We start from the raw sequence: 10,409 nt of genomic DNA on the forward strand, positions 1-10,409 counted from the left end.
AAACTGGAAAAAGAAAGTAATCTCAGGCCATAATCCGGCTATCTAGGCGGGTCAATATTAGATGCAAAACCTGGGTCAGTTTTAACTGCAAATCAACACAAAAGCATCATTTTGGCCGAAACCTGCCCGATATTCCTGTCGCAGAGGGAAATTTAAAGCGCTTGGCTTTGACCTTTCGAGATCACCCAGAGCGCAAACGCTGGCAACTCACCGATACACCAGAACAAGGTGATGCAGTGTTGATGCGCCAATCCCGCCACCCCATCCATGTGGGCATATGGATCACCATCAGCCCTAGCGAACAAGGTGTTCTTCACTGCGTGAAGGGCAATGGTGTGGTCTTCCAGAATATGGCCAGTCTCAAACTCGCAGGCTGGCAGATTGAAGGGTTTTATCGGTTTCAGGGGGATACCCGCTAAACCAGACTAACAAATAACGAGGTTCCCATGTTTGCTTGCGTCCACATGCTTCACAATCCTTTTATGCCAGCACGCGGACGCGACATTTTTGCGGTTGATCATCCCATCACCATTCGTGAATGGCTGGATGAAGCGGGCATCACAGAATTTGAACGTCCTACCATCTGCCTATTCAATGGCGAAGCGGTGTTACGGGAACAATGGCATAAAATCATCATTGGTCTGTCTGACATCGTCACCTTTATCACGCTACCCCAAGGTGGCGGCGGTGGGGGTGGCAAGATTTTACGATCCGTCCTGACCATTGCTGTCATGGTTGCAGCCCCTTATGCCGGAGCTGCGCTTGCGGGGGCGATTGGTGTCACCAGCACTGTAGGAATTGCATTGGTCACCGCTGGTGTGGCCTTTGCCGGGAGTGCGCTGTTGAATGTCTTGGTACCACCACCTGTGCCATCCACCAGTCTAAATAGTGGCTTTGGGAATACGCCTGCAGCCAGCCCGACCTATTCATTGCAGGCGCAAGGCAATCAGGCACGCTTAAGTCAACCCATCCCGGTGGTTTATGGTCGGCACATTGTCTATCCCGATCTGGCCGCAACGCCATATTCGCTCTATCAGAATAACGAGCAATATTTGCATCAGCTGCACTGCATTGGTCAGGGTGAATATGATCTGGAGCAGATCCGTATTGAAGATACACCAATCAGCTCCTTTGAAGAAATTGACTATGAAATCGTGCAGCCCGGTGATGCCGTTACGCTATTTGATACTGATGTGGTCACCGCACCCGAGGTCGCAGGACAGGAATTACTCAGCACAGGCGATGGCGGTGATTGGGTTGGGCCTTTTGTGGTCAATCCTGCACAAACCAACTGTCATCAGATCAGTGTCGATATTGTCATGCCGCGTGGGGTCTATTACGCCAATGACAGTGGCGGCCTGAACAACCGCACGATCACATGGCAATTTGAAGCGCGTCAGATCGATGATGACGGTACAGCCATTGGCGCATGGCAAACATTGGGAAGTGAAACCCTCACAGCGGCCACCAATACACCGCAACGCATGACGTTTGATTATGCGGTGGTGGTGGGGCGTTATGAAGTGCGAGCTTTGAGAACCGATGCCAAGGATACATCTGCCAGAGCCGGGCATGAGCTTCGCTGGGGCGGCTTAAAAGCTGTCTTGGATCAAACGCCTGATTTTGGAAACGTCACACTCATCGCCATGAAAATGCGGGCTACGGATAATTTATCGCAACGCTCTTCACGGATGGTGAACTGCCTTGTCACGCGCAAATTGCCTGTTTGGGATGAAGTCACCGGATGGTCAGCGCCACAAACTACACGCTCCATTGCATGGGCTCTCGCAGATATTGCCCGCAGTCAATATGGCGGCAAACTGGATGATAGCCGGATTGATCTTACACAGCTCAAGGCGCTGGATGCCAATTGGCAATCTCGCGGTGATTATTTCGATGCCGTTTTTGATCAAACAGTCACGGTATGGGAAGCATTGAGCCGCACAGCACGTTGTGGTCGCGCCGTAAGTTTCATGCAAAGTGGCACTGTTCGCTTTGTCAGAGATGAGCAACGCTCAATCCCAGTCGCGTTATTCAGCCCGCGCAACATTGTGAAGAACAGCCTCAAAATCCAATATCTGCTGGCCAGTGATGATACGGCTGACAGCGTTACGGTGGAGTATTTCTCAAAGGAGACATGGCAAACGGCAGAAGAAACCGTCAGCCTGCCGGATAGCACCAGCGATCAACCTGCCCGGGTACGATTGTTTGGCTGCACTGAAAAAGCCCAAGCTATCCGAGAAGGCAAATATATGGCCGCCGCCAATCGCTACCGCAGGCGTTTGGTGACCTTTCAAACCGAGTTGGAAGGCTTGATCCCCACTTACGGTGATCTGATTGCAATTGCCCATGATATGCCGAGCTGGGGCCAAGGTGCCGAGGTTACTGCGGTTGATGACAATGTTCTGAGCCTATCGGAGCCATTGGAATGGTCTGAGGAGCTTGGGGATCATTTCATCAGTCTGCGTAAAGCAGATGGCAGCGTTTCTGGTCCGTGGCTTGTGCTACCCGGTGAAACACCCAATCAGGTGGTTTTGCAGGATGAACTCGACTTCACGCCCTACACCGGAGAGCTGCAAGAGCGCACGCATATTGCCTTTGGCGCTGGTGAGAAATGGAGCACGCTAGCACGCGTCACGGCTGTCCGGCCTCGCGGTGAGCTGGTTGAAATCAGCGCCGTTGCTGAAAATCCGGTCGTCCATACCGCCGACCAATAACCTTTAAAAACAGGAAGAGTAATCATGACCGCTGATAACCATCAGCGGCAGGACGATATGGTGTGCCTGCCGCGTACAGAATTTGAAGCTCTGCTGGAGCAAGCTGCCTGCCGAGGGGCCAGAAAAGCCCTGAAAGAAGTTGGCTTGGCCGATGAAGAAGCCGCCAACGACATCCGCACACTGCGCGATTTGGCAGGCTCAATCAAAACCATGCAACGCACCTTTCTGCAAACCGTTGTGCGCTGGATCACCATTGGTGTGCTGGCGCTCTTGGTCGCAGGCGTGGCTGCAAAACTTGGACCCTTCACCCCCAAATAAACAGGAGAAAAACTATGCTGACATTACTTGGAAGCCTGCTGGGCTTTTTATCATCCGCATTCCCGGATTTTTTGAAACTTTGGCGTGATCATGCCGACCGTAAACATGAGTTGGCCATTCTGGATCGGCAGATGGAAGCGCAACGCCAAGGCCACACACAACGTCTTGAAGAAATACAGGTGCAGGCCGAGGTGGCTGAAAGCAAGGCGCTCTATGCTCATGCCAGCCAGCCAGCCAGCCAGCCAGCCAGCCCAGCGGTGTGAAATGGGTTGAGGCTTTGCGTGCCTCTGTGCGCCCGATTATCACCTACGCGTTTTTTATTCTGTTTGCCACCGTCAAAACCGCTGCACTGTTCAAGCTATTGGATCAGGGTGTCGGAATTACCGACGGACTGATTGCGGTGTGGGACAGCGAAACACAGGCGTTATTTGCCGCTGTCATGTCCTTTTGGTTCGGTCAACGCGCCTTGGCCAAGTTCCGCTCAAACCCTTGAAAAACATGATCTTATTCACTTGATAAGCGCCCAGAATGAAGCGTTACTGTAAGTGTAAAAAGCAATTGAAAACAAGGAAATAACGCCATGAGCAAACTATTTTACAAAGCCATGATTGAGGATGTTCAAAACGAAAAATGCACCGATGCAGAGCTGGAAGCACTGCTCAATGCTTTTGAATATACGGTCAAAAAATGGCCACCACACTGGCCCGTAAAGCTTGGTACGCGCTGGAAGATTACGCCACTGCCAAACAATACGGCATTGACCGCTTTACGGTGATGATCGAGCGCAAAGAAGTCCTCGGGCAAGAGCAATGGCATGGCGTTTTTGAATATGGCAGCAAGAACCTGAAAGTTATAGGAATACTGGAAAAATGAGACATATCACACACTTTGAGCGCCCGAACGGGGCGACTAAACGTCGCGCCGTTAGCGATAAGGGACTGGACCTGATCAAACGGTTCGAGGGCTTCTCTCGGACCGTTTATTTTTGCCCAGCTGGTTATCCCACAATCGGCTATGGTCATGTTGTCAAAGACGACGAGGACTTTTCGTCAGGCATTGATGAGACGAAGGGAGAAGAGCTTTTGCGCCAAGATGCCCAGATCGCAGAGCGTGCTGTCCTTCGCCTGATTAACGTACCGCTGACAGACGGTCAGTTCGATGCGCTGGTGTCATTCACCTATAATCTGGGCGGTGGTGCGCTCCAGCGTTCAACACTGCGCCGTAAAATCAACCGCGAAGAACACGCCGAAGTACCAGAGCAATTCATGCGCTGGGTCTGGGCGGGCGGACGTAAGCTCAAAGGGCTGGTTCGACGACGCGCTGCTGAAGCTACGACCTATATTTCTTGATTCATGAAGCCACACATTTCGGAAGCGTCCTAATACGATTTCAGCCTTAAGACTTTTGCATAATTCGAATGCTCAGTGCATCACACAAAGGGGACAAAAAATATAAGTGGAATCATTTGAATGTATTTTGCTATTATGCAGCGGTCTTGTCTAAGGTCTACACTCAAAAATAGACGAAAATTCAGGAGCAGATCAATTGCCCAAGGCCATATCTTGTAAAGTTATCTCTCACCAAGTGCAGAATGGATGGTATCTACAATAGGCGCGAAGAAATAACTAATCAGTCGGCGTTTGTCCGTGGTAATATCAACAACAGCTGTCATACCAGGACGTAGAGCAAACTGTGTTGGACCATTTGTTAATTTGCTTGCCTTCGGCGTTACACGCACTTGAAAAGCCCAAACACCTTCTGCTATTTCGGCTGAGTCTGCCGCTATATCAGACACAACACCCACAACAAAACCGAAACGTTCGGACGGATAAGCATCAAGATTGATATTGGCGAGCTGCCCAATCTCAACAAACCCGATATCATCATTGGTAAAAACTGCTTCAATTTCAACATCCTGATCTTCTGGCACAATGCCCATCACCTGTTCATTGCCCTTTACTACGGCTCCAATCGTAAACACTTTCAACTGATCCACGACACCATCCATCGGTGCTGTCAACTGTGCCGCAATTATTCGCCGTTCTGCGATGCGCGACTGCTCTTGTAATGTCATCAGACGAGCTTCAATATCGGATTTACGCTGTAAAAGGCGGCTTCGCTGTGCACTTATAATGCTGCGCCGTTCAGATCGAAGGCCAGTCTCTTGGCTACGTTTTTGACTAAGTTCACGAAGATACACTTCGCGTTCTGCCTCCAAGGCGGTAAACGCTTCCTGAACATCAAGAAAAACTGACCGGCTAGATACTCCCTGACCAAGTAACTCCTGCGCCATTTTCAAACGCTCAGTTTGAATGACTATAGCGGCTTCGGTCCGATCAATGTTTGCCTGTGTTACAGAAATCGAGCGTTCGTTCGTGATTACTCTTGCTGTGATTTCAGACAGCATTGCCTGCAAGTTGTCAACCTCAGCGGCAAGCAACCTGGTTTGTTCTACATAGAATTCATTCTTCGTATTGGCACTTTCTTCGAAGGCAAGGAGGGTTTCCCTAGAGAAACTTTCTGTTTGAATATCTCTTCCATCAATGCTTGAAACTAAAGCTGCAATTCGCGTTTGCTCAATCCGAAGTTGCGAGATTTCAGCGGTGATAGTATTTAACTCTGCCTCAGCATCAGTTATGTCTAGTTCAACAAGTATATCGCCTTGGTGTACTTTTGACCCATTTCGTACGTGGATTGCGGTAATCTTACCGTCAAATTCAGGTTGTACAACTTGAACCCGGCTTAATGGTACAACCTTTCCCTGCCCCCGCGCGACAACCTCTACCTTAAAGAAGTACGCCATAACAACGATGGTAACGAAAACAAAAATTGTGAACCAGATAGTTACATGAAGGGTCGGAGAGGTGATTTTTATTTGTTTAGTTGTTTCGATCATGACAATTTCTCGAAATCAATGATCTGATCCGGCTGTCCAAACGCATCTGGTCTGTGCGTGATGATGATTAGCGTTGTTGTCGCCTTCAGCCGCTTGAACTCCTCTGCCATCCTGCTTTGCAAGAGATCGTCTAGCGCACTTGTTGGTTCATCAAAAATGATAACCTTGGGCTTCTTGATCAAGGATCGGGCAATGGCAATACGTTGCCTCTGTCCACCGGACAATGCCGACCCACGCTCTCCAATATCGGTATCAAGCCCCATTGGTAAACGAGAAACAAATATATCCGCGGCTGAGATTTTGAGTGCCTCTTCAATTTCCGTTTCTGCTACTGCCTCGTCGCCGATGAGTAGGTTATCTCGGATCGTTCCCGAAAAAAGATATGGCTCCTGCGGAATATAGGCGATTTTTGTACGCACATCATGTGGTTCATGATTTGCGATATTTTCACCCTCCAAGAGAACTCGTCCATCTGATGGCACATCAATACCCGAAGCCAATCGCCCAAATGTAGATTTACCTATACCTGACGGCCCTACAACCAATGTCAGAGAGTTCGGAGCGGCCTCAAAGTTAAATTTTTTCAAGATTGGACGGCCTTCTACGTAAGAAAAATCCACATTTTCAAATGTCAGACGTGGTTTGACGTCGGGTAATAGTTTTGGGCGAGCATCGAAGGGTTCTACATCGGAGTTAATGATATCACCAAGCCTCTGGCGGGAAACTTTGATGTTTTGCCAGTTTTCCCAAAGCTGGGAAAAATTGGCTATTGGGTCTGTGACCTTTTCTGCGAGCAGATGAAAAGCAATAAGCTGTCCAAGAGAGATTTCACCAGCAAAAACCAGATTTGCTCCAAAATAGATAATCGAGATCGTCACGCCGCGCTCTATAACGAACGTGAGTTTATCGCTGAAAATGTTAAGAGTGCCAACCCGGTAACTCGCAAAAAGGCTGTTGTTCAGAGTTTTGTTCAACCCTTCCAGCATCTTTCTTTCGGCGCTCAGAGCTTTCACTGCTGCGATGCCAGAGATGTTTTCAACCATCTGGGTTTGGTGCTTTGCACCTGCATCAAACTGAACGCGTAACCGTCGACGTAAGAATGGGCCAAAGCCAAAATAAACCAAAAATTGCAATGGAAGGGCTACGAGCACGATCATTGTGAGCGGAACAGATAGAGATAGGAGCACGCCTATGTAGATCACCATGAACAAGAGGTCGAGGAATACCCCCGTCGTAGTTCCAACGAGAAAGTTACGGATCGTATCAGTCTCACTAACTCGCGCGATTGTTTCACCAACGGACCATTTACGGAAATGGCTGAAAGGTAGCTTGAACAGATGGTCGAATATGCGTGATCCGAATTCGCGCGTGACCTGATTGGCTGTCAGTATGCTAAGCAGGCTCGACAGTACCTCAAACCCCATCTGAAACAAGCTCACAGCCACGAAAACCGCAACAACCACAATGAGGGATGCTTCCCGTTGAAAAGGAAGAATACGGTCGATAATCACTTGGAAAATGAATGGCTCGACTAAACCGATAAGGCGTATACAAATCGCAAGGAAAACCAACTCAATGTAAAGTGGTGCGTATTTCCAAAGGGGTTGAGTAAACCATGAGAGCGGTATTTCTCGCCCATTATTATCATCTTCTATGGACACTGCGTCACCTGTTTAATTTGTGTAATGACGCAAGCACCCGGAAGGGCATCAACATCCGGGCTCGCGGCGACAACAATCAGGTTATTGCTTTGTGGAAAAACCGATATGAGACGCTCTTTTACATCTTTTGCCGTTATCGCTGCCAGCAGTTCATCTAAACGAGGCGCATCGCTAGGATCGCGACCATCTAATGCCAACTGTAATATCGTTCTTGCCGCTATATCGACATAGAGTATGTTTTGCGCTGTCCCATCCGCCATCCTTTGCTGAAATTCACTGAGGTTGGTAAGATCAGGCGTAGAACGATAAGCTTCATATGCGATGCTTATTACATCTTTTGACTGTATTAGTCTTGCAGTTTCAACTTCTCCTGCTATGAACATGATCCGGGTTGCGCGGTCAAAATTCGCGAAGCCAGCTTGAAAACCATAGCTCGCTCTTAACTCGGTACGGATCGCATCGAAAAGCGGGCCATTGCTTGGTCGAGAAAAGAAATTTAAGGCGAGTAAATCGGTTAAATCGTTGCCTTCAAATGTGGGCGGCAATTGCCCGATAAATCCAAGGGTGGTTTTTTCGGCATCAGGCAGATGAAGCAAAATAGTTCTTGGTTTAATATTCGGCCGCGTATCTGCAACATCTAGGTTTTTCCCCTTTGGCAGACCAGAGAGTAGCTGATCAACAGTTTTGCCCGCGTCTTTGCGGTTGATCGCCCCTGTAACCGCAATCGTTACCCCATCTCTCACAATAGTTTCACTATGCCAACGGCGCAAATTGTCAAGGCTAACGCTTTCGATAGCACCAAGATCAGGAAGGCTTAAAAAATCATTGAGAGGCCCTTCCCCTAGGATAGCAAGTCTGGCTGCAGCCCACATTTTATTTGCGGTTTGTGCATGCGATTGAGTTTGGTTTGCCAAGAACCCTTGTTTGATACGCTCAACCCACGCCTGATCGAATTGAGGCGCAGTAAGCATCTCGCTGGTTATCGAGATGACATCTTCGATATGTTCCTTTGGGAAACTCAGTTCGCCGATAGCGTGGTTGGCGCTTACATAAAGTTGCCCTGATGCGTTTTTGTCATTGAATAATTCTAGCACATCTTGTGGCGCGAGTTCTTTAGTTCCTCCACTCAAAATTGCTTCTGCCGCTACATAAGGCACCGCTGGATTATTATTTGCATCATAAGCCCAGCCCATTGGCCATGCAATGGTGATGGTTATATCGGTAACCTCTTTTTCATAAATCGGCATGAAGTAGAACGGGTGGCCATTAGGGGTTTCGGCCAGAACGACCTTCCGATTTTCATCGTCTTCTCCGCATGCCGTTAAGGAGATCAGCATCACGGCATAAATCAAGATCTCTTTTATCTTAGTCATAAGGCTACCTTTCTGCCATCACAAAGCGGGTTACTTCCCGACCATTAGCTAACAATGACCTCAAGAACTGGTTTACATCCTCAAGCTGTATTGATTCAAGAGTCCCCGTTTTATCTGACAAAGAAAATACTGGCTGTGCAGACATAAGTTGATCAAGGGTCAGATCACGAATGTAACGAGGGCGATCTCGAGTCAAAATACTATCCAATTCACCACTCAATCGTGATTTGATGCGCTCAAATGTCTTAGGTGTTAGACCATTTTGTAATGTCGTTCGGTAGCTATCCTGAAAAGCAAGCTCTACCTCTTCTAGTGAAATATTACTATCGGGATGCGCTGTGAAACTAATTTCAACATAAGCATCTTTGATAAGATTGATGTCGAGCGAAAAGTCTCGCGTAACGAACTGGTCAAACTCAAGCGGGCCAGCCAGACCACCTAGAAGCGCAGAGTTCAGCGCATCTTCTGAAATTTCTCGGACAGTTTCACAATATGCAGGTGAATTACAGATACTAAGTGGAACTAATTTGCGATACAGGAACGTATCTTCGTTCAGTTCAGAAATAGACAAAGAGGTTTTGTCTTTTATCAAGCCATCTTCAACCCAGCCATTCGAGGTTGAATTCATGATAGGTTTAGGCCTTTGTTCAATTGGCAATGCGCTCAAAGCCGCTTCAAGCTGAGATTTATCTACATTACCATAAACCAGCAAGGTTGCTGAGCGCAGAATATGGCTTTGTCTGTGCAGGTTTTTTGCATCATCTAGCGAATATCGGGCTATAACCGATGGTTCGCCAATAACAGAACGTGCCAAGGTGCCATCACCGTAAAGAATCTTATCCATATCGCGATACACAGGATATAAAAGACGCTCAGCGACCCTATAATCATATTCGCGCAAAACGATGCTTCGTTCCTGAAGCGCAAAATCGCTGTTGACGCTGAGCGGTTCGGAAACAGCGATCAGCCGCCCTAAAGCATTACGCAGATCATCCCCATCTGCTATTTGCCAATATCCGGTACTGAATTGATTGGTCCATGCATTAGAATGGCGTTCGTGATTATTGTTAGAACCGCCAAAAGCGCTCAGCCAAGCAAGATGTTCAACGTAATGCGCCAACCCCTCATCAAACGGATTTGCCGCTTCACCTGATGGGAAAACAAGATAAAGATAAACATCTTCAATTTGTGGGTTTGGTATCAACAAAGCACTGGCAAAAATTGCCGAACTGACAGAGATTATTTCTGATTTTTGAGCTTTAAGCGCGCCAGCGACGTAAAACCCGCCAACTAAAACGGCAATTGCTAAAACTATCCGATGCAGTGGCCTAACAGTACAAATCCACACTAGTGGGCCATGCGGTTAATTATGTAACGCATTCTTAGCGCGACCTACGGCAGCAATAATATGAGCTGCCGGCTTGGTCCACTTGAATGGTTTCGC

At 48.1% G+C, this 10,409-nt stretch carries 11 protein-coding genes; 7 read left to right on the top strand and 4 right to left on the bottom strand.

Features of this window, described 5'->3' with window-relative positions; genetic code table 11:
* Positions 1-167 precede the first annotated feature (167 nt).
* The 7 genes from BOW53_RS11300 to BOW53_RS11325 all read left to right on the top strand — a co-directional run bounded on the left by BOW53_RS11300 (position 168) and on the right by BOW53_RS11325 (position 4,384).
* Positions 168-419 (top strand): hypothetical protein, encoded by a 252-nt coding sequence (locus tag BOW53_RS11300; protein ID WP_216641104.1) that lies wholly within the window; start codon positions 168-170, stop codon positions 417-419.
* Positions 420-464: 45 nt separating this feature from the next.
* Positions 465-2,717: a host specificity factor TipJ family phage tail protein gene (locus tag BOW53_RS11305; protein WP_342748434.1), complete on the top strand. Its 2,253-nt coding sequence runs from the start codon at positions 465-467 to the stop codon at positions 2,715-2,717.
* Between the two features lie 24 nt (positions 2,718-2,741).
* On the top strand, positions 2,742-3,035 hold the full coding sequence (locus BOW53_RS11310; RefSeq protein ID WP_078488093.1) for a DUF6127 family protein: 294 nt from the start codon (positions 2,742-2,744) through the stop codon (positions 3,033-3,035).
* A gap of 14 nt (positions 3,036-3,049) precedes the next feature.
* Positions 3,050-3,298 (top strand): hypothetical protein, encoded by a 249-nt coding sequence (locus BOW53_RS13400; protein WP_245832127.1) that lies wholly within the window; start codon positions 3,050-3,052, stop codon positions 3,296-3,298.
* Entirely contained in the window at positions 3,295-3,528 is a 234-nt protein-coding gene (locus tag BOW53_RS13405; RefSeq protein WP_245832128.1) for a hypothetical protein, read from the top strand. Before BOW53_RS13400 ends, BOW53_RS13405 begins: the two co-directional genes overlap by 4 nt.
* Before the next feature lie 194 nt (positions 3,529-3,722).
* The gene (locus tag BOW53_RS13410) at positions 3,723-3,908 is read left to right on the top strand and encodes a hypothetical protein (protein WP_245832129.1); all 186 of its coding nucleotides are present in this window, start codon (positions 3,723-3,725) and stop codon (positions 3,906-3,908) included.
* On the top strand, positions 3,905-4,384 hold the full coding sequence (locus tag BOW53_RS11325; protein ID WP_078488094.1) for a lysozyme: 480 nt from the start codon (positions 3,905-3,907) through the stop codon (positions 4,382-4,384). The genes BOW53_RS13410 and BOW53_RS11325 overlap by 4 nt, the downstream gene beginning before the upstream one ends.
* A 221-nt stretch (positions 4,385-4,605) precedes the next feature.
* On the opposite strand, the gene BOW53_RS11330 is transcribed toward BOW53_RS11325, so the two are convergent.
* From BOW53_RS11330 to BOW53_RS11345, 4 genes are read right to left on the bottom strand one after another with little or no spacing between them, the layout of a single operon-like run.
* Positions 4,606-5,931 (bottom strand): HlyD family type I secretion periplasmic adaptor subunit, encoded by a 1,326-nt coding sequence (locus tag BOW53_RS11330; RefSeq protein ID WP_078488095.1) that lies wholly within the window; start codon positions 5,929-5,931, stop codon positions 4,606-4,608.
* The gene (locus BOW53_RS11335; RefSeq protein ID WP_245832130.1) at positions 5,928-7,592 is read right to left on the bottom strand and encodes a peptidase domain-containing ABC transporter; all 1,665 of its coding nucleotides are present in this window, start codon (positions 7,590-7,592) and stop codon (positions 5,928-5,930) included. The genes BOW53_RS11330 and BOW53_RS11335 overlap by 4 nt, the downstream gene beginning before the upstream one ends.
* Positions 7,583-8,965, bottom strand: coding sequence for a M16 family metallopeptidase (locus BOW53_RS11340; protein ID WP_078488096.1), 1,383 nt, complete (start codon positions 8,963-8,965; stop codon positions 7,583-7,585). Before BOW53_RS11340 ends, BOW53_RS11335 begins: the two co-directional genes overlap by 10 nt.
* 4 nt (positions 8,966-8,969) lie before the next feature.
* Positions 8,970-10,313, bottom strand: a complete 1,344-nt coding sequence (locus BOW53_RS11345) for a M16 family metallopeptidase (protein ID WP_078488097.1) — start codon at positions 10,311-10,313, stop codon at positions 8,970-8,972.
* Between the last annotated feature and the right edge of the window lie 96 nt (positions 10,314-10,409).

It is taken from the genome of Solemya velesiana gill symbiont (assembly GCF_002020805.1).
Classification (GTDB): domain Bacteria; phylum Pseudomonadota; class Gammaproteobacteria; order Chromatiales; family Chromatiaceae; genus Sedimenticola_A.

What these genes read in the sequence shown, in the direction of transcription:
- BOW53_RS11305 (WP_342748434.1), top strand. Translation starts at nt 465, where the DNA reads ATGCTTCACAATCCTTTTATGCCAGCACGCGGACGCGACATTTTTGCG.
- BOW53_RS11310 (WP_078488093.1), top strand. Translation starts at nt 2,742, where the DNA reads ATGACCGCTGATAACCATCAGCGGCAGGACGATATGGTGTGCCTGCCG.
- BOW53_RS13400 (WP_245832127.1), top strand. Translation starts at nt 3,050, where the DNA reads ATGCTGACATTACTTGGAAGCCTGCTGGGCTTTTTATCATCCGCATTC.
- BOW53_RS13410 (WP_245832129.1), top strand. Translation starts at nt 3,723, where the DNA reads ATGGCCACCACACTGGCCCGTAAAGCTTGGTACGCGCTGGAAGATTAC.
- BOW53_RS11325 (WP_078488094.1), top strand. Translation starts at nt 3,905, where the DNA reads ATGAGACATATCACACACTTTGAGCGCCCGAACGGGGCGACTAAACGT.
- BOW53_RS11330 (WP_078488095.1), bottom strand. Translation starts at nt 5,931, where the DNA reads ATGATCGAAACAACTAAACAAATAAAAATCACCTCTCCGACCCTTCAT.
- BOW53_RS11340 (WP_078488096.1), bottom strand. Translation starts at nt 8,965, where the DNA reads ATGACTAAGATAAAAGAGATCTTGATTTATGCCGTGATGCTGATCTCC.